This window comes from Hoyosella sp. YIM 151337, assembly GCF_026041215.1.
GTDB lineage: Bacteria > Actinomycetota > Actinomycetes > Mycobacteriales > Mycobacteriaceae > Hoyosella.
Genome location: NZ_JAPEIQ010000048.1, coordinates 37,304 through 60,593, shown reverse-complemented (window position 1 = coordinate 60,593; position 23,290 = coordinate 37,304). Strand labels below are relative to the sequence as shown.

The 23,290-nt window shown below is 63.9% G+C and carries 26 protein-coding genes; 9 read left to right on the top strand and 17 right to left on the bottom strand.

What is annotated here, in order from left to right; genetic code table 11:
• Window positions 1-31 precede the first annotated feature (31 nt).
• From ONR57_RS22865 to ONR57_RS22840, 6 genes are read right to left on the bottom strand one after another with little or no spacing between them, the layout of a single operon-like run.
• The gene (locus ONR57_RS22865) at window positions 32-313 is read right to left on the bottom strand and encodes a hypothetical protein (protein ID WP_265126004.1); all 282 of its coding nucleotides are present in this window, start codon (window positions 311-313) and stop codon (window positions 32-34) included.
• 22 nt (window positions 314-335) lie between these two features.
• Complete coding sequence (locus ONR57_RS22860) at window positions 336-881, bottom strand: hypothetical protein (RefSeq protein WP_265126003.1); 546 nt, start codon at window positions 879-881, stop codon at window positions 336-338.
• Window positions 878-1,654: a hypothetical protein gene (locus ONR57_RS22855; RefSeq protein WP_265126002.1), complete on the bottom strand. Its 777-nt coding sequence runs from the start codon at window positions 1,652-1,654 to the stop codon at window positions 878-880. The genes ONR57_RS22860 and ONR57_RS22855 overlap by 4 nt, the downstream gene beginning before the upstream one ends.
• Window positions 1,647-2,486 carry a hypothetical protein gene (locus ONR57_RS22850; RefSeq protein WP_265126001.1) on the bottom strand — a complete coding sequence of 280 codons (840 nt, stop codon included), beginning with the start codon at window positions 2,484-2,486 and terminating at the stop codon, window positions 1,647-1,649. Before ONR57_RS22850 ends, ONR57_RS22855 begins: the two co-directional genes overlap by 8 nt.
• A gap of 55 nt (window positions 2,487-2,541) precedes the next feature.
• Window positions 2,542-4,005 carry a hypothetical protein gene (locus ONR57_RS22845; RefSeq protein WP_265126000.1) on the bottom strand — a complete coding sequence of 488 codons (1,464 nt, stop codon included), beginning with the start codon at window positions 4,003-4,005 and terminating at the stop codon, window positions 2,542-2,544.
• Window positions 4,002-5,669: a cutinase family protein gene (locus ONR57_RS22840; RefSeq protein WP_265125999.1), complete on the bottom strand. Its 1,668-nt coding sequence runs from the start codon at window positions 5,667-5,669 to the stop codon at window positions 4,002-4,004. Before ONR57_RS22840 ends, ONR57_RS22845 begins: the two co-directional genes overlap by 4 nt.
• A 466-nt stretch (window positions 5,670-6,135) precedes the next feature.
• Between ONR57_RS22840 and ONR57_RS22835 the strand changes: the two genes are divergently transcribed.
• The 3 genes from ONR57_RS22835 (at window position 6,136) to ONR57_RS22825 (ending at window position 7,788) form a co-directional block, all read left to right on the top strand.
• Window positions 6,136-6,585, top strand: coding sequence for a helix-turn-helix transcriptional regulator (locus ONR57_RS22835; RefSeq protein ID WP_265125998.1), 450 nt, complete (start codon window positions 6,136-6,138; stop codon window positions 6,583-6,585).
• A 172-nt stretch (window positions 6,586-6,757) separates the two neighbouring features.
• Entirely contained in the window at window positions 6,758-7,402 is a 645-nt protein-coding gene (locus ONR57_RS22830) for a helix-turn-helix domain-containing protein (protein WP_265125997.1), read from the top strand.
• Window positions 7,403-7,470: 68 nt separating this feature from the next.
• Window positions 7,471-7,788, top strand: coding sequence for a hypothetical protein (locus ONR57_RS22825; protein ID WP_265125996.1), 318 nt, complete (start codon window positions 7,471-7,473; stop codon window positions 7,786-7,788).
• Here the strand turns inward: ONR57_RS22825 and ONR57_RS22820 are convergent.
• The 3 genes from ONR57_RS22820 to ONR57_RS22810 are packed head-to-tail and all read right to left on the bottom strand — an operon-like array spanning window position 7,738 to window position 10,238.
• Entirely contained in the window at window positions 7,738-8,814 is a 1,077-nt protein-coding gene (locus ONR57_RS22820) for a hypothetical protein (protein ID WP_265125995.1), read from the bottom strand. The genes ONR57_RS22825 and ONR57_RS22820 overlap by 51 nt on opposite strands.
• Before the next feature lie 4 nt (window positions 8,815-8,818).
• Window positions 8,819-9,304, bottom strand: coding sequence for a hypothetical protein (locus ONR57_RS22815; RefSeq protein WP_265125994.1), 486 nt, complete (start codon window positions 9,302-9,304; stop codon window positions 8,819-8,821).
• Between the two features lie 16 nt (window positions 9,305-9,320).
• Complete coding sequence (locus ONR57_RS22810) at window positions 9,321-10,238, bottom strand: nucleoside hydrolase (RefSeq protein ID WP_265125993.1); 918 nt, start codon at window positions 10,236-10,238, stop codon at window positions 9,321-9,323.
• 170 nt (window positions 10,239-10,408) lie between these two features.
• On the opposite strand from ONR57_RS22810, the gene ONR57_RS22805 reads away from it, so the two are divergent.
• Both ONR57_RS22805 and ONR57_RS22800 read left to right on the top strand, forming a co-directional pair.
• On the top strand, window positions 10,409-10,600 hold the full coding sequence (locus ONR57_RS22805; RefSeq protein WP_265125992.1) for a hypothetical protein: 192 nt from the start codon (window positions 10,409-10,411) through the stop codon (window positions 10,598-10,600).
• Window positions 10,601-11,359: 759 nt separating this feature from the next.
• Window positions 11,360-11,824: a hypothetical protein gene (locus ONR57_RS22800; RefSeq protein WP_265125991.1), complete on the top strand. Its 465-nt coding sequence runs from the start codon at window positions 11,360-11,362 to the stop codon at window positions 11,822-11,824.
• Between the two features lie 8 nt (window positions 11,825-11,832).
• Here the strand turns inward: ONR57_RS22800 and ONR57_RS22795 are convergent, their stop codons facing one another.
• Entirely contained in the window at window positions 11,833-12,576 is a 744-nt protein-coding gene (locus ONR57_RS22795; RefSeq protein WP_265125990.1) for a hypothetical protein, read from the bottom strand.
• Window positions 12,573-12,932: a hypothetical protein gene (locus tag ONR57_RS22790; protein ID WP_265125989.1), complete on the bottom strand. Its 360-nt coding sequence runs from the start codon at window positions 12,930-12,932 to the stop codon at window positions 12,573-12,575. Before ONR57_RS22790 ends, ONR57_RS22795 begins: the two co-directional genes overlap by 4 nt.
• Window positions 12,933-13,081: 149 nt before the next feature.
• Here ONR57_RS22790 and ONR57_RS22785 point away from each other — a divergent pair, with 149 nt between their 5' ends.
• The 3 genes from ONR57_RS22785 (at window position 13,082) to ONR57_RS22775 (ending at window position 15,077) form a co-directional block, all read left to right on the top strand.
• Entirely contained in the window at window positions 13,082-13,798 is a 717-nt protein-coding gene (locus tag ONR57_RS22785; protein ID WP_265125988.1) for a hypothetical protein, read from the top strand.
• A gap of 222 nt (window positions 13,799-14,020) precedes the next feature.
• Window positions 14,021-14,830, top strand: a complete 810-nt coding sequence (locus ONR57_RS22780; protein ID WP_265125987.1) for a ParA family protein — start codon at window positions 14,021-14,023, stop codon at window positions 14,828-14,830.
• Entirely contained in the window at window positions 14,805-15,077 is a 273-nt protein-coding gene (locus ONR57_RS22775; protein ID WP_265125986.1) for a hypothetical protein, read from the top strand. The genes ONR57_RS22780 and ONR57_RS22775 overlap by 26 nt, the downstream gene beginning before the upstream one ends.
• A gap of 604 nt (window positions 15,078-15,681) precedes the next feature.
• On the opposite strand, the gene ONR57_RS22770 is transcribed toward ONR57_RS22775, so the two are convergent.
• The 3 genes from ONR57_RS22770 to ONR57_RS22760 form a co-directional block, all read right to left on the bottom strand.
• Window positions 15,682-16,302 carry a recombinase family protein gene (locus ONR57_RS22770; RefSeq protein WP_010596700.1) on the bottom strand — a complete coding sequence of 207 codons (621 nt, stop codon included), beginning with the start codon at window positions 16,300-16,302 and terminating at the stop codon, window positions 15,682-15,684.
• A gap of 117 nt (window positions 16,303-16,419) precedes the next feature.
• Entirely contained in the window at window positions 16,420-16,929 is a 510-nt protein-coding gene (locus ONR57_RS22765; protein ID WP_010596699.1) for a universal stress protein, read from the bottom strand.
• 25 nt (window positions 16,930-16,954) lie between these two features.
• Complete coding sequence (locus tag ONR57_RS22760) at window positions 16,955-18,496, bottom strand: MFS transporter (protein WP_064257765.1); 1,542 nt, start codon at window positions 18,494-18,496, stop codon at window positions 16,955-16,957.
• 187 nt (window positions 18,497-18,683) lie between these two features.
• On the opposite strand from ONR57_RS22760, the gene ONR57_RS22755 reads away from it, so the two are divergent.
• A complete protein-coding gene (locus ONR57_RS22755; RefSeq protein WP_008382024.1) occupies window positions 18,684-19,370 on the top strand; it encodes a TetR/AcrR family transcriptional regulator in 687 nt (228 codons plus the stop codon).
• A gap of 47 nt (window positions 19,371-19,417) precedes the next feature.
• On the opposite strand, the gene ONR57_RS22750 is transcribed toward ONR57_RS22755, so the two are convergent.
• The 3 genes from ONR57_RS22750 to ONR57_RS22740 form a co-directional block, all read right to left on the bottom strand.
• Complete coding sequence (locus tag ONR57_RS22750; protein ID WP_234353672.1) at window positions 19,418-20,059, bottom strand: integrase core domain-containing protein; 642 nt, start codon at window positions 20,057-20,059, stop codon at window positions 19,418-19,420.
• A 450-nt stretch (window positions 20,060-20,509) separates the two neighbouring features.
• The gene (locus ONR57_RS22745) at window positions 20,510-22,141 is read right to left on the bottom strand and encodes a long-chain fatty acid--CoA ligase (RefSeq protein WP_003937321.1); all 1,632 of its coding nucleotides are present in this window, start codon (window positions 22,139-22,141) and stop codon (window positions 20,510-20,512) included.
• Window positions 22,142-22,215: 74 nt separating this feature from the next.
• On the bottom strand, window positions 22,216-23,283 hold the full coding sequence (locus tag ONR57_RS22740; RefSeq protein ID WP_003937320.1) for a BtrH N-terminal domain-containing protein: 1,068 nt from the start codon (window positions 23,281-23,283) through the stop codon (window positions 22,216-22,218).
• Window positions 23,284-23,290 lie beyond the last annotated feature (7 nt).

The window sequence follows — 23,290 nt, the reverse complement described above, 5'->3', positions numbered from 1 at the left end:
CTTCCGTGAAAAATCGAGGGCGACACAGAGTTCAGGCAGCCGCGGGAGGTTTCGCGGCCGCGCGCTGCAGCGTCCGGTAGGTCACTGCCGTGAGCAGGACCGCAGCCGCGACCAGGGTCTGTCCGTTTGCCAGCCACAGCCCCCACCCGAGGGCTTCTTGATGATCGGCGGTCAAAGTGAACTCGCCCGCGCGGTGCGCAGACCCCCACGCGTAGACATAGCCCCACGTCACGAGGCTGCATCCCGCAACCGCGGCCACCGCGCAGCCAGAGCCAGCCGCGGCGCGGCCAGTGAGGCCGCGAGCACCGTGCAACTGAAAAGAATCCAGACAGCGTTCACCGCGCCACCCCCAGCCCGGGAAGCTGCTGCTGAATAGCGGTCATGATTCCGGCTCCGGCAGCAAGGACGTCGCCGGGGAAGTGGTGGCGCCCCTGCGGAAGACCATCCGCCGCGCGCCAGTTCGGGAGACTGTCCGGTCCTGCCGAGATCAGGCCCGGATGGTGACCAATAGCCCAGTGTGCGGGCGCGGCCGCGCGCACCACCTCCCGGTACTGGCGTACCGGTTTCGTGTCTTCACGTGCCGCGCTGACGGTTACGACACCGAGCAGCGTGCAGGCGAGCTGCTCGGTCTGGTGCTGCATGATCAGTGCGTGCGCGGCCTTGAGACTGGCAATCGTTTCCCGGGCGACAATGACCACGAAAGGTGACTCCGCCTGGATATCCGTGCCGGACGGCCATTGATGCTGACAGTCTTCGGCGAAATCAAAGAACGCCGCGAGAGTGGACACTCCCGCGCCGCCAGTCGCCCCCAGCAGCCACACCGCGGGCCCCGGCGGCGCACATGACGGGATCAGCCGGTCCCACACCGCAACGGTTGTCATGCGAGGTTCTCCTTCTCCTCAGAAACGGGAGCGGCAAGGCTGCCGAGAATGTCGAGCACATCTGTCCAGGCATCGAAGGTGGCCCGGCTGATTCTGGTGTGATCAAGCACGCCTGGCCGGGACAGAACCGGATCGAACGGAACTTCCACCACCCCTGCGGTGCGGGAAGACAAAGCCTCGCGCACTCTGCTGACCTCGACCATCGGCTTGGGTGCCTGATGAGACAGCACGACCACGGTCTCAGAAAGGAAATCCCCGCCGTAGGTGGCAGTGAGCCACTGGAGCGCAGCCCGCAGCCGCTCAAGCGGTTCCGCGCGAACCGGAGCAGTCACCACAAGCGGCGGCCCGGAGTCGATGAGCCGGGTCAGCCGCGCAGCCCGCAACGCTGTGCCCGCGTCGTAAACACGCGCACATCCCCGCACCGCGAGCAGCTCGTCAATCAGCGCTGGCTCACCGACAGGCCCCTCCTCGGTCGCGCCGACCACGATCGCGCCCGCCGAGGTGAGAGCCATCGTGTCGTCAAACTGACGCAACCGCTGCGCAGGCGTGACCGCCGCGGCTGCCGTGCGCGCGAGCAGGTTTCCCCCGTCAGTCGTGGCGTCAACCAGGGACACCTCGCAGCCGGTGCCCAGCCGCAGCGCGGTAGAAAGTCCGTACGCTGTCGTCGTTGATGACGCTCCGCCGGAGCCTGCGACCACAACAGCGCTCAGCGAGGCGGGGCTGCTGATCTGCGGGGCGCGCATGAGAGTGACGATCCGGGACGTGTCAGACACCCTCGGTCACCGCCTCAATGGAAGCGATCCGGTACTCCCCGCCAGCAGGCACTACCACGACCCGCTGCGTGAACATGCCCTCGTCATCAGACGGTGTCCGCAGGTGCATCGTTACCTCAAAGACCTGCGGGCGGTCCGTGGTGCTCACGGTCACGCAGTGGTCGGTCCCGCGGGGTACTTCGTCGATACCGGCTTGCAGCTGGCCGGTGTCACGCACCGGGTCCATCAGCGACGCAGCGCGCGGCGCATCACGATCGGCGTAATACGCATGCTGGAACGCCAGAATCACCCCAACGGGCGTGCGCTGGTCACCAGGCCCGTCTGACACCAAGCTGTACTCGGTGGTTTCCGGCACACACCACGCAGCGAACTCGTCCGCAGGATCCGGGGCAGACTCCGTGCCAGGTTCTGGTTCAGGAGAAGCCTCGGTGACCGGTGCCGCCGGTGGCGTGGCGGCCGTGAGCTCAGCGGCGTCGTTATTGTCTCCGCCCAGCACACTGACACCGATCAGCGTGCCCAGCGCCAGTGCGGCGGCCGCACCGGCTGCCCACACAACAGCCCTTTTGCGTGACGGAGAACCCGCCTGCTGTCTCTGCGTGAGAGCATCGGCCAGATTCTCGTGTGGAACGTGTGCCTGCACCCAGGCAGGAACGTGCCCAGTGCCAGCGGTGAGGCTTACAGCGCCGAAATCGTCGTCAAGGTCAAACCCGTCATCGGGTTCAGGAGCAGCGCCGGTATCTGCTTCGCCGCTCCACAGCGCGGGATCATCGCTGTAATCCTCTGCAAGATCGGGGAAAAGGTCACCGCCGCCGTCTGAAAAGTCCGTGGACAATCTTCACTCCATGATTAGAAGGGCAGGACATCTGCCGGGACGCCCCGCCCTGCTCTTACTGGCCGAAGAATCCCGCCAGGCCGGACTCAATGTCTGTGATCGCGGCCTCCGCGTCGGCAGACAGCTCGACGACCTGGACCGCGGCGAGGACATCCGTAAACGCCACTGGCTCCTCGAACACGGTTTGCTCCGGCGCTGGTGCTGCCGCTGCTGGGGCAGCGGCAGGCTGTGCAGGAGCCACCGAAACAGGTTCGGTCTCCGCTGTTTCCTCAGGCTCCGCTGTCTCTTCGGGCTGTGGCGCGAACGCTTCCAGGCCGGGGATGTTCTCCGCACCGGGGATCACCAGGGGCTCGGGGAAAAGTTCGCGGGCTTCCTCGTCCGGCAGGGTGTCACCGGCACCGAACGCGGCACCCGCGAATGCGCCCGCCGCGCCGCCTGCGATCGCAGCCGGGATACCGGCCGCGGCCGCACCGATCGCACCGCCCGTGACTGCGCCTGCGGTACCGCCGGCCACCGTGCCCACACCCGGCACGACCACCGACCCGCCCGCGGCGCCGATCGGCGTACCGATAGCAGCACCCGCAGCGCCACCAACCAGGGCGCCAGCACCGCCCGCGACCAGCACGCCTGTCGCACCGCCAGCCATCGTGGCCGCAGCCACCCGGTCAGCACGGTCCACATCACCCAAACCAGCGTCAACCCACGCATTGGCGATGTCTGCCTCAATCAGCGCGCTCTGGTTGTTGGTCTTCTCCAGATCGTCTTCACTCATCCAGTCCGGCCGATCAGTGATGAAATCACCAATGCGCAAACGGCCCTCCGGCGCAGCGATCGGAGCAATCACCCCGCTCTGCGGAACCGTCTCAGCAACCGGCGCGGAATCCTCCACCAGAGCAGGAGCGGCCTGCGCAGGCGCAGCGTTCTGCACGGGGGCGGTGTTCTGCACCGGAGCGGGAGCGGTCTGCGCGGGCGCGTCATACTGGCGCCACTGCACGTTCTCGTACCGCTGCTGCTGCGGGACTTCAACCCATACCTGCCGCTGCGGCGCCGGAGCAGGAGCGGGAGCGGGCGCAGGTGCTGCTGTTCCTCCCTGTCCGGAAGGTGCCTGCGACGGAGCTTCGGTCACACCTCCCTGACGCTCAAGCGGATTCGCCGCCGCGATCGCGGCCCCGAAAGAACCCGTGGCGACCAGTGCCGCGACAGATGTGGCGGTCACTCGCCTTCCCAATTGTTTCATTGACTTCCTCGATTTCCTCTCCGTGATGTGGTGATGGCGAAAACTGGAGCCCTCCGGGGGTACAGAGACAGTGGGTGGCGCGGCATATGTGTCCTCACGCCGAATCCGGGTCCCTCTGAACGCGCCGACCAGCTGACGGATCACCGCAGGACTGACCTCACACGGCGGCTTCTCGCCGTACAGCTGCAGATACGCGCAGGCTGTCTCTTCGTAGTCCACGTGGGGGTCGCATTCTGTTGCCGCAGCGAGCTGGTCACGGACCTCGTCCAGGGAAATCCTCATGACTGCGTGTCCTGTTCATCTGGCACAGCCGCCTGGGCAGCGCCGATCGGGAGCCGTCCCGGCGGTGCGGAGGATGAAGGAGAGACCGGCACAGTAGTTCCGGAAGAAACGACCGGCGGGAGCGAGGAGGGCGGCGTATCACGTGCGGGAGACGGTGTTACGGCAGTGGTCGCCGCTGACGCCGAACTCGCCTGTTTTCCCTCCCCCTGCGCGGCGATATCCGAAGCCGCCGCAGTCAGCCACTCCGCCACGAATTTCGTGGGTGACCATCCAGAAGCGGTGATCGGTACCGAGCCATACGATCCGTGGGCGGCGGGATTGCGCGCATACGTCGACAGCGCCTGCAAATCGAACAGATCCTCATTTGCTTCGAGCTCCGCCGAGACAATGTCGAAAGTCTGCTGCACAACACGGGAGACAGTCGCCGGGGGAATCACCTCAACCACAGCATCAGCGACCTTCGCGGCCAGCACGGCGAAAGCAGCTGGCGGATGCGATAACCCGACCGCAGCCATCTGCGCGATCGTGTCGGGAGTAATCACCTTCTGCGCGACCGAGATCACCGCACTCGCCGCGACCAGGCCCACCTTGGTCAGCGCCGCGAGCGCATCGTCCGGGGAAGGGATGCTTGCGTTAGGCGCGGTTGCTTCAGCCACACGCTCAGAGATCGTTTTCCGCGGTTCAATCGACAGGTTTTCCAGGGCATTACCGGGGACCTGAATGTCCTCGTTAAGCGTGTCGACCGCAACGGCGAACGCTGATTCCGACAAAGACCGGCCAATCGTTTCAAGAGCCACGATCGGGTCCCCGCCGATCGCGGTCTGACCTGCAACCTGCACCACCGCACGGGCGATCGGCGCCTTTACCGGGGCATCACACGCCAAGTCGCCCGGTGTGCAAAACTCCGCGACCCGGCCTGTGAGCTGACCGTAATCAAGCGCGATGTCTTCGTCTGGCCCGATCCCAGCACCCTCCGGGGCAACGTAGGAAGGCTCCGGCAGCGAGCGGACAGCCTCCCCCGCCGTGCCAGGGACCGGGGCAGGCGACACTGCCTGGGTGCCGGGAAAGGGTCCCGCACCGGCACCGCGGGTCGGGGAACCAAGGACCGCGCCAGCCGCGACCGACGAAGCAGGAATCGAACTCGCGCCCGCACCTATCTCCGAGAGGAACCTCGAGGCGACGTGTCCCCCCTGCGAGTACCCCACCGCTGCCAGCTTCGTCTGCGGGCATTCCGCAAGAACACGCTCGGCCGCGGACCTCAGATTCTCAACACCCTTTGCCACCGACTCGATGTAAGGCTCCGGGCCACCGGGCACCATGCTTCCGAACCCTGCCGGATACGGAACATAGGCGCGATCAACCTTCACTCCGGCCTGACGCGTCCGGTCCAGAAACGGCGACAAAACCTCACTCAGCGCGCCCGTATCAGTCTTGACCGGCGCATTCGGTGAAGACTGCCCCGTCCCCTGCATCGCCAGCACATACAGCGCAGGACACGAATCAACAAGCTGGTCACGCCAGTCGGGTGTCGCATGAGCAGGGACCGCAGAAACCGCGGCAGCCGCGACAGCAGCAACGCCCGCAGCACTCACCCGGCGCAAAAGATACATCTCCGATCCTTCTCCTACTCCAGCGTCCGGAACACCAGGGATGGAACCGGACAAGCGGCAGTCCTCCACGAGACGTGGAAGAGGGAACTGCGGGGACCAGGTCAAGGGAGGAAATCGATGCTGAACCTGGCCCCCGCACCGAACTCGGCCAGGGGGTGCGCCGAGACGACTGCAAAAATGAGAATCCCAACGTCCATTACGCCGAGATCACGATCAGTGACCTCCTTCGCTGCCACGTTTCTGCGGGCAGCGGGGGCACCTACAATCGGAGATGCCCCTGCTGCCGGTTTGCTGTCCGCCGGGCGGCAATTACCCGGGCGGGGACCTTGAGCCTCCCGTCAGCAGCCATGTCGCCAAACTTGATCTGCTGACGGCGAGGTTTATTTCACGCCACTACTCTACCGCTATTTTAGAAAAATGCACACTACCTCTATTCATAACCGTTGTGACTTGCCGATGGACTGGGGGAACTATGAAATCCCGTGACGCTCGTGACCTACAACGCGGGAGAACTGAAACTGTGAGCAGGCGTGTCATGCGGGGCTTCCGCGGGGAGCGGCTGCGCGAGCTACGCGAAGCGCGTGGTATATCGCAGCAAGATCTTGCCCGCATGGCGGACTTGAGCGCTGGGCTTGTTGTCGGCCGCTGGGAAAACGGTGAACGGACGCCCCAGATCGACCTTCTCGCGCGTGTGGCCGAGGTTCTCGGGGAGCCCATTGAACACTTCGTTGAGATATCGCCGGATGACCGCTTCCTCGGCGACCTGCGTATTCTGCGCGGGCTGACCCAGCCCGCGCTCGCCGCTCGCCTCGGAATCAACACCGCCACACTCGCCGAACTTGAACGCGGGCAGCGCCGCTTGCGGCCTGAAATCGCGCAACGGCTCGCTGACGTGCTCGCCTTCCCTGTAGAGACGGTCGTAGCTGCACATGAAGCTGTGCGCTCCCGCCCGCCTGGCACCCCACCCTGATGGCATGCGTTAAATTTAAGCACTCGAAGTCAGTGTTGCAACACAAGCGTCGTCGTTTCCTTGTAGTTGTGAGTTGGGTTACATATAAGAATGGCTACGTAAACAGGGCCTCTGCGAAACTGATGGACCGCTACGCTTAATCAATGTGCCCTTAAATTTGTCTTGGAGTGGGATGGACGCTGCTGCAGATCGCTTGGCCAACGCAGTCCGTGGCAGGCGAAAAGAGCTCGGGCTCAGCCAATCTCAGCTCCGGGGCCGTGGCGGGCCATCAGGCCCCACAATCGTGCGCATCGAGCATGCAGAAGTGCCTCTTCCCAGCAGCGTGACCCTCGCAAAGCTGGACCGCGCCCTTGGATGGAAGCCAGGAGCAGCGAAGGCGCTTGTGGAGGACGGGACTGAACCTAGCCTCGCTGAACAGCAGTCCTGGATTCCGGGACGGGGATCGAGCACAGTCCCGATTGCGGTTGTCACTGACTTAATCGGCGTCGCCGACCGGATCGGTCAGTTAGCTGACGACACCACTCTGAACCTTGCTGAACTGCGGAAAAGGCTAAATCGCGTGCACCGTGATCTGGCCGCAATACTGCAGCCCATCTACGGGTCGTACGTCACCCACCTGCTCGAAAGAAACCGGCGAGAGCCAGCAGCGGACCTCAATCCGCTGGTCCCGATATTCGAGCATCTGCTGAAAACCAGCAACAGCCCAGAGGACGACGAAGAGAGGCAATACCGGCGGTGGCTGGCAGGTATGTTCAACCCTGACGAGGCAACCGCCGAGCGTTTTCATGCCCGATGGAAGGCATCGACCGCGCAGTGATATACCCGCAGATCTCCACAGCAGAAAGAATCCACACTCTCATCCGACTGTGGGAGGGCGTGGATTCCATGCCGACCGCATTAGATGACGTAGCGGCAGCACTCACGTCCGCAGGAACAGCGGTCACAGCCAGCGAACTCGAAGCCGCAGCGGCCGGAGGGCAGGAGTTATCAGCGGAGATCCTCGCTGCGCTCGCCAGACACTTCCGAGCCCAGCCTGAGTACCTCACAAGCAGCGATTCCGCGGTGTACGGCCCGATCCACGCCGAGGCAACCCTCATTCGCAGAATGAAAGATGGCGGAGTTACACAGCTCTATCTGCGAGGAGCCCCTACCTCAGCTACGAGGCGCCTGCTCAGCCAGCTTCTCGGGAAGCATCAGCGCTAACTCCCGGCCTACCGAATCCACGAAACCCAGCCACTCATCGGCTGTCTCGCACTTGGGCACGTAGAAAACCTCGCTAGATAGCACCTGGTCCCGCAGACTGCCCATTACCAGTCGCGCTACTTCGCGCGGGTCCACATGATGCTCGACTCCTGGGGCCTCGCAAGCTCCCAGAGCGCGCAACCCGTCGTAGATTTCAGCTGCCATCCGCAAGCGGGCCTGTCTCGAGGAAAGCGCATTGCCCGGCCGCAGAACGACTTCCGGTACCTTTGCTGTCACCACTGACCACACCGTGGCGACTCCATCGACTTTTCGGCCCTTGACTCGTGTGATCAGAGCACGCGCACACACTCCTGCAGCCGCAGTCATCAGTACGGCGAAAACCCATGTATTCGCCGATTCCTTCGCGGACACCACCGCTGAAGCGGAGTCAAGTGCCTTCATCACAGCCGCCACTAGCATTGTCACAGCGTCAAGGAACATCAGGCCCAGCACCACAATCACGCCGAGCACCGTCGCGTTACCCGCTGAACGGCCGCGTCTTACTATCGACCGAAAATACGCGCCCGTCACGCTGAACAGCCCAGCGCTTACCGGGAACGCGAAAAGCGCAAAATAGGTGACTGATCGCCAGCTCGCCAGCGACTCCACCGTGATGCCAGCTTCGCTGGCGGGGCGGGCCAATACGAACATCACCGCCCCCATCGCGAGCACGGCAGCGTACCGGAAAGCCATCACCCGACCGCCCGGGTTGATTTGCCACGCATTGTGCAAGCCAGACAACGCAGTTACTGACAGCATCACCGTCACGTGCACGACCACGCGCATATTCACCGGACCAATTACCTCAGCGACCAGCTGACCCACCGAGGGATCTTTCAGCACTAGTGCACCACCACCGAAGGCCAGCGCTGCGGTCAACCGGCTGGTATCGAGTGAACGCGGCAGAAACAAAAACCGGGCAACGATGATGCACCAGACGAACACCACGAGCAGCAGGTGCGGCACCGCAGGAAGACTGTTAATCACGGGCTCACCCCAGAAATGTGCCGAACATGCGAGCCGACCTTTTCGCCGTCCCCTGATCCACCATCAACGTGGCCAGAAGCTCGGCTTCCCGCTCATCGCGAGTGTCGAAGGTGGTACGGCCGAACATCATCTCAACAGCATCAGGCTCAAACGAAGGAAACCACTCTCTGAGAAGCTCCCAGGGCGGCTTTTCTCCCGACTGATGCCCAAGCAGCATATGTGCGAGCTCGTGACAGATCACGAGTTCACGGTGCCATTTCGGGCTACCCTCCGCGACAACCAGAATCGCCAGCCCTGAGCAGATGAACGTCATGCCGCACGGCGAGTCGGCAAGTGCCTGATGCGGTACCTCCTGAACCTGAATTTCAAGTCCCAAAACCTCACTGACGTCATCAATAAGTGCGTCAATGCTCCACGGCTCAGGCATTCTCAGTCGCGACAAGACGTCACGGACCCGGCGCTCAGCGGCCCGCTTATCACCGATACTCACCAGTCGCCGCCAACCATTAGCCAGCCCCGATCGCGCTGTGAATACGGGCCAGCACCGCTTCGTAGTCCACCTCAGTCACAAACTCATGCGGACCGTCCCCGACAGCCCACAGCACCGAGCGGCCGTCTGTCTGGATAACCTCGCCAGTCCCCTTTTCCGACTTGATCACAGCATCCGGCTGCGCCAAGACAGCTGCAGCTACCGAATCATGCGCTGTGACAATCAGTTCTGGGCTCTCGTACATGCGGGTCGCGTATTCGGCATACCCCGCCGAAACCGAGCGCACAAACGCGCCCCGGCTCCCTGTCGCACTCTCAAAGAGAGTGAACGGCACATGCAGCGGGGCAGTCACGTTCATGCCTACCCACAGCAGCGAATCCCCGGCCGAAGCGACAGCCGCAGACGCGGCCGGGTCATGGTTCGTGTTCGTGTCCCCCTTCATGAGGAACTGTGGGTAACCAGCGAGAACCTGGCTCGTATTCGCCTGTGGCCCCATTCCGCCCATAATTATGACTCGGCCGTAGCGCTGCAGAACCCCCGGATCTTCCCGGAGGGCGGCCGCGACATTCGTCAGCGGCGCCAGACAGAGCAAGTCACGAGACGGCTCAGCGAGATCACTAATCAACGCTGGGGCTGAGAGAGCAGACAACTCAGCCGGTGCCGCGACCCCCAGCTCCGTATCGCCTAAGCCGTCACTGCCGTGAGGAGACCCGCTGTAGTCCTTGCCCTTAGGCTCGATCCCCACAGCAATCGTGATATCAGAACGCTCAGCAACAGCTAACACCGCTGCAGCGTTACGTGCCGCCTGCGCAGCAGCGCAATTCCCTGCCGCCGACGTCACGGCCGCGACCTTAATGCCAGGATCACAAAGGAGCGTTAGCAGCGCGAGCGCATCGTCGATGCCGCAGTCAGTATCGACAACCACCTCACGCACGCAAACCTCCTCCAAACAAGCGACCTGCAGAGCTTAGGCCAGTTTCCACTGTTCTCAGTGCAATCTGCGCCACACAGACCGGGCAGAAGCAACAACCTCTACCATTATTATGAGATATGGCCGGCGTGTCGGACACCAGTCTGCGGCGGGCGGATATCAGAATGGGACGCATGGCTATGCCCCATAAAGGACCACGGACTCCGTTTCTCACGAGGCTGCGCCCCGATATCAAAGATGCTCTGCATCAAGCGGCGCGCGCGCGCGGCATGACCGCGAATGACCTGATCGCTGAACTCATCATTCAGCACACAGGGCTAGACGAGGACAACCAGGAGGTATTGGCCTTCCGCGAAACCGCGTAGCAAAAACAAACACGGAACGCCTACAACAGCAGAAAACCCCGGTTAGCGGCCGGGGTTCTCGGATCATGTTGTTGGTGATCAGGGTCGGGTTGGCAGCTCAATCCTGATCGGGTGTTCCTCCCATAGAGAGGAACATAAGTGCTTCCAGGCACTTATGAGGGTAGCGCACACCCTCGTCAGTACCAAGAATTTCCGCAGAATGTCCACCGGACAATCTCAGATGATGTGCCGACACTGCTCGGCTCTGGACTAGCCGCCTTCGCAGAATCTGTAAGGTCGCGGCCACACGCAGTGCCTTGCTGGAATCACCGCGCGCAGTGGCTCATGGCAGTGCAAACCGCCTTCCTTGTTCACCAGAGAGAACTACGGCGGCGGGGACTCAGCATCCGCGCCCGGACACTCTTCGCCATTGCCGCTGCAATGGCGATGGCAGCCGACCACAGCACAGGCCGCGAAATGCGGCTAAGTAATCACACCCTCGCCGCCCGTGCGGGCTGCTGCGAACGCACCGTGCAACGCGCCCGATGTGTGCTGCGAGCCCTCGGCGTAGCGAGCGAAATAGCGCGGGGACGGCTATGTACACGCACTGAGCGCATAGAGCTGCGGTGGCGGCGCGGCGACAGTTCCCGCGGATGGGCGTCAGTGTGGCACCTGCACCCCCGGCGACCACTTGTGGATAAATCACACGCGGAATCCACTGGTAGACAGAAATTGTCACCCCACCCGAAGGGTAAGCGCGTAAGCGCGAAATCCTCTGTTATGAAAGAAGTTACTACCCTGCGCGGCTACCGCCGCGTGGCTCATACGCCCCCCCGGAAAGGGCTGGCGCTCAGTCTCGCGCTCCGCGCTCACCCCCGCACTCCGCGCTGGGTGCACCGCCACTCCCCTGCTGCATGGGCAGCAAGTCTGCAGGCAGCGGCTGCAGCTGGGTGGACCGCTGACGATGTGGTGCATCAAATCTCACGGTGGGCATGTGAGACCTGGATACCCGACGCCCCTCACCGCCCGATCGGGCTACTCGCACGGATTCTCAAATCGGCTGACCTCACACACCGGCCAGCCGCAGAGCAAACCGAGCGCCGCGATCGGGCCGCTGCGCGCAAAGCAGCGATCGCGGCGTGCCCGCATTGCGATGAACTCGGATGGATCGAAGCATCTGAGGGAGCTGTCAAACGGTGTACTCACACAGCGCAAACGGAAGGTCACGATGTCCTCCCTGCTTGATCGCGCTGCTAGATATCGAGACCGCGCTCAGGTGTGCTGCCTTTTCGCTGCTCGCTCTTCGAAACGTCGCCGACGTTTTCCACTGTCATGTCAGCGAGTGAATGCGGGTGCGCCTGGCGAACAGCCTGAAGGGCATCAGTAAGGTCGGCCGGCGGCGAGGTGACCTGGGCTTTCAGCCAATCTGTAGCGCGCGAGAGCGCGACCGCACAATCCCCAGAGTAGGTAGGAGGCCACTCGATTCCGCTTTCCGCGATACGTTCCAGTACCGCTTCAGGGGACACCAAACCCGTGCGGAAAAGGGCGGAAACAAAGTCATGGTCCTTGCCCCTGCCTGCGAGCGCTTTCGCAGCACACAAGTCGACGGCGTCAAGACAATACCCTGTACGGCCGTACTCGCCACCGACACCGTCTGAGGCATCGAGCTTTACAAGCCGGTTCGCCCAGCCATGCGGAAGCACCACCACATCCTTATGGATGCCCTCTACGTAGTATCCATAGGTCCGGTGGAAGGGGGATGCCTCCCCCACCAGCGCGTTGAGAATCTCGATCTTTTCCTCGACCACCGATTGTGACTGTGCCGCAAAAGCAGTTCCGGGAGTGATGTCGACTTCTCGCGACATCAGGGCCTCCTCCGGAAGCCTGGATTCTTCAAAGCTGGCGTGAATCGCCTGGGAGCCGAAGACGACGACGTAAGGCTCCTCGAGATGTGCGCACGCCGCGCGCACCGCTCTCGCGATCTCCTCGCGCTTCACCGCTCGAAACGCCGCCGCGTGGCGCGGATAACGTCCCGACGCTCATTCTCCTCAAGGAGAACCGACAGCGGAGAGAGATTCCGCATCTCCAGCGAATCCTCGTCATCTGACTCCACAATCCGGCGTACCGACTCCAGGTCACCGGTGCGGACGATTCTCTCCCACCGCTGCACACGGTCAATCATGGCGGTACCCTGCACCCTTTTCCGAGTCAGAGTCAGCAGCTCGCGAATAGCAGGCGTGTCCATCCGCAGATGGTTCCGCTCAATCTTCTCCAGAACGGCAGTCTGCATGAGCTTCTGCCGGACAGCCTTACGTGTTTCCAGCTCCAGCAAGTTGCTCACCTCCTGCCGCATCGTGTCGTCTCGCCTTAGTGTACGGCGTGAGCCTCAGCTGAGAGACTCCTACTTGCTAGCAAAGCAACATTGCTAGCGCTACAAATGTAGTAACAAGTGCACCCATGTGGCGCTTGCCCCGTACCTCCGCACTGCAGAGAGGCTCGCCGATGACCCTCCACCGGCTGCTGCTCACGCATCTCTACACCGGATACACCCGCACCTGGACTGACCGGCGTAAGAAGAGCCTCAACGCAGCCTTCGACGGAAGCGCCCGGCGGCCCACGGAGAGTGACATCACCGAGTTGCTTGCCGCCGCGACCGGAGACCTCGAGAGTCTCCTAGTGGACTTCTTCTGGAAAGCGGCGAACGTCGCTGGCACGCCTCCTGCCGGAACCCGGATTCGTACATATGCAAGCGACTTCGCTCACTACTATCCGCCAGCAAACTGCTGCCCCCACGAACCGGACTTGATACTGACAACTCCGGCGAGCGACCCGTCCGATCCCCCAGTGCCACGAGTCGTTGTCGAAGTGAAGGGAAACGCTCACATAAATGGGAGGCACGGGTATTGCACGCATCTTCCTGGCCGATACAACAACCAGGTTCTGGCCTACCCGACAGGCTGCTGGACCAACGCTCCTCTCGATGACACAGCGTTCGTGTGGTTAACCCTCGACAAAGCTCTCCGGCACCCACTGGGCCCATGGGGACGTGGCGGCATCATCGACGCTGACTACGTTAACGGCAACCTACAGCCCTACCAGCAAGCGCAAGAGACCTGGAACGCTGCCGGATGGGGCGACCTCCTCACAGCACTGGCCGTCAGCGAAGAAGGCCGAATCACCGCGAAAATAATCCATCACTGGCTACAGGGAAAACCTTAGAGGCCAACCGCGCAGCAACACTCCACTTCGCGTCCTCTATAACACCCATCTCAGAGGCCCAGCAGCGCATACGTAGTTGCTACTGTAGTTGCAAAGCTTGATATGTAGCGCTACATATCAAGCGCATTTCGGGATGAAGACAGGCCCGCAACGGCACCGTGGTTGCTTCCTGTGTAGCGCTACTATCTTCTCTATACAACACTCGTTTGAAGGGTAGCTTCTATGTCACCACGGGTGATGGCCTTTGCGAATCACAAAGGCGGCGTAGGGAAGACGGCAACGACCACGGGGCTCGCGGCGGCGATTGCCGCTAAAGGTGGTCGCGCGCTTCTTATAGACATGGACCCTCAGGGAAACGCGACCACGGGGGTCGGAGTCGTTTGTGACGACTCGAAACCTAACGTCGCGCATATCCTCGGTCAGCTGAACCGCGGCGGAGCGGGAGAGTGCATCACACCTACGTCCTGGGATGGGGTCGACATCATTCCAGCGGGATTGGACCTGTCGCACATAGCAAAGTCCGGTGACGAGGACATTCCATGGAGGCTGAAGCTCGCGCTGGAAGGGGCGGATCTTTCCCAATACACGGCAGTGCTGATTGACTGCCCGCCTTCAGTTGGACGTCTACTGTTCGCGGCGCTAATGGCCGCGGACGGTGTAGTCGGGGTCATTAAGCCTGAAGTCGACTCCGTCAAGGGCTTCCGTGACGTCGAGACAATACTCGAAAAGGTTCAGGCCATCACTGGAGGTCCCGAACTCCAGAAGATCATCATTTCGGACAAAGACAGTCGCTGGAGTTCCCACGATTTCCACGAAGGGGAACTACGGCGCTACTACGGCGATCTCGTCGCTCGCACGATCGTCCCGCATCTCACTGCCCGCGCGGACGCCCATGAATCGCAGCAGTCACCCTACGCCTGGACTAGGGGCAAAGCGGTGTCGCTGCGGGTGGCTTACGACGGACTGCTCGATGAGCTCGGCCTCAAAGTGGATGGAAGGAAGAACAATGGCGCGCAGATCAGCACTCCCTGAGGGGGGAAGGGGAAACCCCGCGGACGACATTCCGCCCAAGCCGCCGACTGAACCCGAACTGCCAGCAGTGCCGGAAGGCCGGAAGATCAGTCAGAAGGTGCAAGTCAATCTGCGAATCGACCACTCCATCGCCGAGCGGATCGACGAAGCAATCCTGGCCATCTCCTACAAGCAAAAACGCAGGATATCCAAAGCCTCATTCGTTGAGGCAGCCTTTGAGAGCTACCTCAAAGAGCTAGGCTACTAGCATAGCTAACGTCCTAGCGCTTGTACGCTAGCGATGCTCGAACCGACGGAGGTTTAGTGTGGCTCTGGGTGTTGTTCCCAGGGCCACAGTGCTGTTGCGGTTGTCCTGTCTACCAACCCCTCGGTCTCCACGAGCTTTTGATTCTCGCCGCAGCCGCTCCATGGCTTCCTTACGTTCAGAGTTGATTCGAGCCCTTTTCATTTGTTCAATCGGCAGCGCCAAGCTCATGTGTGGTTGAGCGCCACACATCAGAAGCCCGCACATGCGTGTAGCCGACTACAGGCGATTCGTGTACACACGTCCGACACTGACATCAAACTGCACGCGATCCAGAGGCTGCGACGAAGACTACTCCTGGATCGACATCACACACCTCGACGAGGTGGCTAGCCAACGGCCGAGGCTGACGATTCTTCGTCAGCGAGGAGTGGCAGCAGGGGCATCATTGTTGATGACACGATTAGGCCCGGAACTCCCGAAGCTGGCCTGAGCCGCAAGGTAGCGCTGTCTCGGGGTTCCGGTAGTAATCGCGCGGAAAACAACACATATGGCTGGACCAGCGACGATGCCGTCGTGATCGGCTCGGGCGGTGCGCTGGTTTGCGTCAGATGCGGGGTGGGGCGGGGCTGCTGATGATGCGGTGGATGGTGGAGCGACCGACGCTGTATTCCTCGGCGAGGTCGGCCAGGCTGGCGTCGTCGCCGGGGTCGTGGTAGCGGCGGTGGATCGTTTTGCGTGCTGCGAGAGGCAGTTTCGGCTGTTTGCCCTTGAGGCGGCCCTTGGCGCGGGCCTTGGCCATGCCTTCACGGGTGCGCAGGTGGCCCAGGTTGGCCTCGAATTCGGCGACCATGGCCAGGGTTTGCAGGAAGAGTTTGCCGAACGGGTCGTTCCAGTCGTAGACGGAGCTGCCGAGCCCGAACAGGACATCGCGCTTGCGCAGGTCGGTGAGGATTTCTCCGGCTTCGGCCATGTTGCGGGCGAATCGGTCGAATTTCGTTGTGGTCAGCACGACCTGCCGCCCGCTGACGGCCGCCGCTGCCGAGGTCACTGCGGCGAGCGCGTTGTCGAGGCCCGTGCGGTTGCGGCGGGTGGTGCCGGAGAACCCGGTGTCGATGAAGATCCGGTCGCGTGGAACGCCGAGAGTGAGGAGTTGGTCGGTTTGGATCTCGACGTCTTGTTCATCGGTGGAGCAACGGCAGTATCCGACGCGGAACGGTTCACCCATACCCGGAATTGTTCCGGATAGCGGGGGTTGAGCGGGACGGTACGCGGAACACCTCTACGGAACACCTGCGAGCTGGGCGGCAGTCCGCGGATCGTGGTGTTCCGGTGGCCGATCGGCTTACGGGACAGTCGTCGAGTGCCGGTCTGCGGGGTTCGGTGGCAGGTGGGGTGGATTGTCGGGCGGGGCGTGGACGATGAGGATGTCGCAGTGGGCGTGGCGGGCGAGTTCGATGGGCAGGGTGGGTAGCCAGCGGGCCAGCAGCGGGTGGCGGTGGGGGTGGCCGGTGACGATGAGGTCGGTGCCGGTGGTGGCGGCCAGGTGCAGCAGGGCGTGCAGGGTGGGTGGGGCCAGGATGTGGGTGGTGATGTCGGTGGCGCCGTGGGCGGTGGCGTGGTGGCGGGCGGTGCGCAGGATCGTGTCGGTGGGGGTGGTGCCGCGGAGTTGGTAGGCGTCGGGTCCGAGCCGGTCGAGGTCGGGGCCGAGGGTGTGGGCGTCGATGTCGTGGCGGGCGCACAGGATGAGCAGGCGGGCGTGGCTGGCGCGGGCGAGTTCGGCGGCGTGGTCGATCACCCGGTAGGAGCGGTCGGAGCCGTCGGTGTCGACGAGGATGGTGTGGTAGGCCGTCATGACGACCTCCCTTTCACGGTGAGTATCAGCTGTGGGGGTCCTGCAGTGTGGATGCCGGTTCGCGCACCGTGGTCGTGGTCGTGGTCGTGGTCGTGGTGGGGGTGGGCCGGGGTGTGCGTCCGGGGGCGAGGATGGCCAGCGCGAGTGCTCCGGCCGCGGTGATGGCCGCCAGCGCGAGCGCGGCCTGGGTGCTGCCGTGTACGAACGCGGTCTTGGCGAATTCGGCCAGTGGCTGGGCGGCGGGTCCGGCGCGGTCGGCGACCTGCAGGGCGGCGGCGAGGGAGTCGGCGACCGGGCCGCGAGCGGGTTCGGGCAGCTGGGGCAGGGCGGGTTGGATGTGGTGGGTGTATCCGGCGGCGAGCACGCTGCCGGATACGGCGATTCCGATGGCCGCGCCGATCTCGCGGGCGGCGTCGTTGACGGCGGCGGCGACACCGTGTTTGGCCACGGGGGTGTCGGCGACGATGGCGTAGGTGGCCGGGGCGGTGCACAATCCCAGCCCGGCGCTCAGGATCAGCAACGGCCACAACAGGTCTGGGTAGTCGGCGGCCAGGGTCAACCGGCTCACCAGGAAGAGTCCGGTCGCGATGGCGAGCAGCCCGGTGACGGTCATCGCCCGCAGCCCGACCCGGCTCGACAGCCACGGCGCGATCACCGAGATCGCCACCAGCGGCACCGCCATCGGCACCAGGCCCAGCGCCGAACCGAGCGGCCCGTACCCGAGGATCAATTGCAGGTATTGCACCAGCAGCAGGAACACCCCGAAGGTGACCAGGAACTGGATGGTCACCGACAGTGACCCGGCCCCGAACCCCCGCCGGGCGAACAACCGCACATCCAGCAGCGGCGCGGCGACCCGCAACTCCATGATCACGAACACCACCGCCGCGGCGACACCGAGCGCGAGGGTGGGGGTCACGAGCGGGTCGAGCCAGCCGCGCGCGGGGATCTCGACGCAGGCGAACACGATCGCCGCGATCGCGATCGCCACCGCCACCGCGCCCACCCAGTCCACCGGCGGGTGTTCCCGCTCGCGGGATTCGGCGATGGTGCACGCCAGCGCGGCCAGCACCACCCCGGCCACGGTCAGTCCCACGAACACCGATTCCCACGACCACCGCGCCAGCAGCAGTCCCGAGCCGAGGATCCCGAGCACCGCACCGGACCCGGCGACCCCAGCCCACACCCCGACCGCGCGCCCGCGATGCGCTTCGGGCAGCCCCGCGGTCAGGATCGACAGGGTCGAGGGCATCACCAGTGCCGCGCCCGCGCCCGCCGCCGCGCGGGCCGCGATCAGCCACACCGGCCCCGACATGAGCAGCGGCAGCGCCGAGGCCACGGAGAACACCGCCAGGCCCGCGATCAGCACGACGCGGCGCCCGTAGCGGTCACCCACCGCGCCGGCGGGCAGGACCAGGCACGCCAGGATCAGGGTGTAGCCGTCGACGATCCAGGTCAGCTGCGATTGGGTCGCCCCGGTCGCGACCGCGATCAGCGGCAACGCCGAATACAGTGCAGCCATCGCCGCGACGACCAGCGCCACCGCCAGGCACGACACCGTCAGCATCCACCATTCGGCCCGCGCCAGCACACTGTGACCGTCAGTCGTTTCCGGTGCGTTCACCGGCACCTCCCACCCGACGAAACCATCGGTATCGCTTCGCTACCATGAGTATCACAGGCGAGAGTGGTTGCGATAGAGTCGAAATCGGACACATTCACCGCCGCCCGTTTCCTTGGAGGTCTTCCCGACCATGACCACCCGCGACCAGGCCGACACCCGCACCGGACCCGCCGCGCCCCACTCCGCCACCGGCGAGCAGGACGCGGATCTCGATCAGGCCGATCCGCGGTTGGCGCGCTCGCGGGCACGGTTGCTCGACGCGGCCACCCATCTGCTGGCCACCGGCGGTATCGACGCGGTCACCATCGACGCGGTCACCCGCACCTCGAAAGTCGCGCGCACCACCCTCTACCGGCACTTCGGCAGCAGCACCCACCTGCTCGCGGCCACCTTCGAACGCCTACTCCCACGCGTGGACACCCCACCCGACGACGGGCCCGTGCGCGAGCAGTTGATCGCGTTGCTCACCGCCCAAGCCGACCTGATCGAGAACGCTCCCCTCCAGCTGACCACCCTGTCCTGGCTGGCCATGGGATCCATTACCCCCGACCCCGGCGCACCCCCTGACTCGGGCGCGGTCACCTCCCTGCGCGCCCAGGTCATCCGCCGCTACCGCGAACCGTTCGACCACATCCTCACCAGCCCTGAGGCCCGCGCCCACCTCGGCGACCTCGACACCACCTTCGTCATCATCCAGCTGCTGGGCCCGATCGTCTTCGCTCGCCTCACCGGGCTGCACAGCATCGACCACCACGACTGCGCACGCCTGGTCGACGATTTCCTCACCGCCCACCACAACCACAACACCCGCAAGTAAAACCGACAAAAGCCCGCACGTACGGAGGTCGGGTCAACGGCTCTGGCTCAATTCGGGTGTGAGGGATACCAGAGCCGTTGATCGAACACTCCTGGACGAGGCCGCTGCTGCGTCGTCGTGTCCCGTGTCAAGTAGTTGGCAGGTTTTCGGTCTCGGGGAAAGTTGGGGATCCGAGGGCCGACCAGGCCAGGGTGGATCTGGATCGGCCGGTTCCAAGCGATGGCTTCGTGCGGCCGGACGGTGTTGTGCTCGACCCGGTAGGCGTCAGCGTGCTTCACCACGGCCAAGACGTCATCGATCTCCTCGAGGAACAGTCGCTCGTACTTCAGCGACCCGAAACCGCGTTCGCGCGAGCCGTTCTGGCCCGGCGACCTGACTCGGGTACCGACGTGGCGCAGTTCGGGGTGTGCGGTGACGAACGCCTCGAAGCGGAACGACCGGAACGGGCCGCCGTTGTAGGTCACGATCGTCGCCGCGGGCTCGAGACCACGGCCGGGCTCGCGTGGGCACGTTTCGGCCAGCGGGTGGTCGTACGACTGCTCGTAGTCGGCCAAAGCGCGCTCGATCGCGGTGATCGCGTTCGTGCTGGTTCGCCGTCGGCGACACATGCCAGGGATGCTCGTATTTGCTCCAGTAGTCCCGGCAATCCGCGATACGCCACGTCCCGCCAGCGGTGGTCTCGAACTCACTGAAGTCCAAACGCTACACCTGATTCGGGCCGGTGGGCTCGGCGGCGAACGCAGCCTTGCGGCTGGCGGCAGCAGACCCTCGTCTCGCAGGCACCGCAGCACGGTCGCCTGCGACACCGGGTGCCCGTCGCAACGGCACATCGCCCACACCTTGCGATGGTCGAACCGGACCGCCGCCAGCACTGCAGGTGGGAATTTTCGCAGGTACCAGCAGGAAGTATCCAGGGCCGCCAAGTGGCCGTGATCGCGCGGCAGTCGAGGTTTGGCCTGCGAGGTTCTCGGCTGACTCAGCGTGGGGTATGTCGCACCACCCGGTCTGCGTTCGCGGCGTGACTGAAGAGAGGCGTGACCACTAAGGCCGGGCAAGGTACTCGAAGTCGGACTGTCCGCCGCGGATCCTAACCCCACGATGTGAGCAGGGACCCGTGCTCGATGATCTAGAGAGGATTCCTAGATTTCGACGACGGCAAGCTCTCCTTCGGCATGCAGGGAGCGCAGGCGCTTCTTGTCGAACTTGCCGACCGAGGTCTTGGGCACCTCGGAGACGAAGCACCAACGCTCGGGCAGCCACCATTTGGCGACCTTGCCAACGAGGAAGTCACGCAGATGGGCAGGTGTGGGCTCGCGCCCGTCACGTACGACGATCACCGCGAGGGGACGTTCCTGCCACTTCTCGTCCGGCACCCCGATCACAGATGCCTCGAGCACATCGGGGTGTCCGGCGAGCAGCAGTTCGAGCTCGACCGAGGAGATCCACTCCCCGCCAGACTTGATCACGTCCTTTGTGCGGTCGGTCAGCGTGACGAAACTGCGTTCATCGATCCGACCGACGTCGCCGGTGCGCAACCAACCGTCCTGAAACTTCTCCCCGTCATCCTCTTCGCCGATGTACGAGCCGGTGATCCAAGGTCCGCGCACCTGCAGCTCGCCGACGGCTTCGCCGTCGTGCGGGAGCTCATTGCCCGCGTCGCCGACGATCCTCAATTCCACACCTGGAACCGGACGGCCTTGAGTGGCTCGCAGGCGCCACCGCTCCTGCGTGTCGAGCGATGCCGGCGGACGCGCGACGGTGGCCAGCGGCGAGGTCTCGGTCATTCCCCACGCCTGGACAACCTGTACGCCGTACTTCTCCTCGAAGATCTCCATCAGGTGAACGGGCACGGCGGAGCCACCGCAGGCAACCAGGCCGAGAGAGGAGATGTCGTAGCTGGGGTTGGCCTCCACGAAGTTCAGCACGTCGTTCCAGATCGTCGGGACCGCGCCTGCGACGGTTGGCTTCTGGGCATCGATGAGCCGTACCAGCGGCTCGGCCTGCAGGAACCGGTCAGGCATGAGAAGGTCGGCACCTGCCATGAGGGCGGCATAGACCAGTCCCCAGGCGTTGGCATGGAACATCGGCACAATAGCGAGGATCCGGTCATCGCAGCCGACTCGCAGTCCGTCGGCGGCGCAGGCCGCCATCGAATGCAGGTAGGTCGACCGGTGGCTGTAGGCGACGCCTTTGGGGGTCCCGGTGGTACCGGAGGTGTAACACATGGCGGCTGCTGACTGCTCATCGAGGTCAGGCCAGTCGAACGTCTCGGGCTGAGCGGAGATGAACTCCTCGTAACCCACGACTGTGAGCCCGTCACGGTGCAGCGGGGTGAGGTCCACCCCCCCGGTCACGACGACGGTGTGCACACTGGTGATGTGCGGCAGCACGGGGGCCAGCAGCGGGACCAGGCTTCCGTCGAGAATCACGACCCGGTCCTCGGCGTGGTTGCCTATGTAGACGAGTTGATCTGAGGCGAGGCGTAGATTGAGAGTGTGCAGTACCGCGCCCATCGAGGGCACCGCACAGTAGGCTTCCACATGTTCCTGGTTGTTCCACATAAAGGTTGCGACGCGCTCATCGCCTGTGATCCCGCAACCGCGCAACGCGTTGGCCAACTGGGCGGACCGCCGTCCGATCTCGGCGAACGAGGCGACCTTCACGCTCCCGTCGGGCTGCAAGGTCCGCACGGTTGCCGAGCCATGCACACTCGAGCCGTGGCGCAGAATCGCCGCAGTTGTCAACGGGACGTTCATCATCGTGCTCTGCATAGCATTCCTTGTTGAGAGAGTTGCCTTCGAACACAGCGATCCGGAGACCGAGCGTCCGGGGAAAAGTGGGGCTGTCAGCGATCTGCAGCCATAAGCGAGCTTGAAGCAGACTCCAGGGACTCGACCAGGTCCAACTCCAGCTCTGGCAGCCGGCTAGCCGCCAAAGACATCCCGGCCGCGCGCGCTCGCACATCAACGTCGCGCCGGATACCGGCACGTGCAGTCTCGGTCCATGCCTGCGCACAACGGCTGGCGGAGACGGCGAGTTGAGCGGTGGCGAAGTCGCCGGTCAGGCGTGCGACATCCGCGCAGCCATCGGCGAGCAATCGGCGGAACAGCCCGCCGCCGGTACCTGCCTTCTCGATAAAAGCGCTCAGGCTGAACAGGAGGATCTCGAGGTCGTCTATCGGAAGATCGGCCCAGGTCCGAACGTCGGCCGCCAGCTGTACGACCGCAGCTAGGCCCTCGGCCCCGGCCGCCGCTGTCGTGAGATCGACGATCCCGGGCTGCGACGGGCGGCGCATACTGGCCGCGGACTGGCGAAATGCCTCTGCCGCTACTTCCGCCACGTCTGGCAGCGCGTCCGGCCAGATGATGCGGTAGGTGCAGTGGCGCGTCGGTTCCGGGAAAGACTTCGAGGACCGCGCCCGAGCCAGCGCATCGAGCGGGACCTCCTGCACCTCGGCGCGGTCATTGTCCACGACAAAAGCGATCCCCTCGGCCTCGTCGTGACCGATCACGACGATATCGTGGCGACTCATCCGCAACTGGACCCGCAGGTACGGCAACTCACCGATGTCGCCCCACACCAGACTGGGTCTGCCTGCTTCGATCTCGTCGAGAACCCATGACCATCCCTCGCGAGGATCGTCGGTCGTGAGAACGTGGACCTGTCCGCCGAGTCGGCGGGGTAGATCGACTTCGAAGTCGGCACCTCGTCCCACCAGGTACAGCGGTGGGACGAGGTCGCTCGACCGGAGGTAGGATAGCCCCACCGCGCCACCGAGCGCGAACACCAGACCTTCGTCGGGCGGTCCATCCCACCCCAGACCATGCCAGTGCAGAAGATCGCGCATCGCGCCAGAGCCGCAATGCCCCGCCATCCGATGCGGGTAGTCCTTGATCAGGGTTCTGCGGGGCATAGGAGTT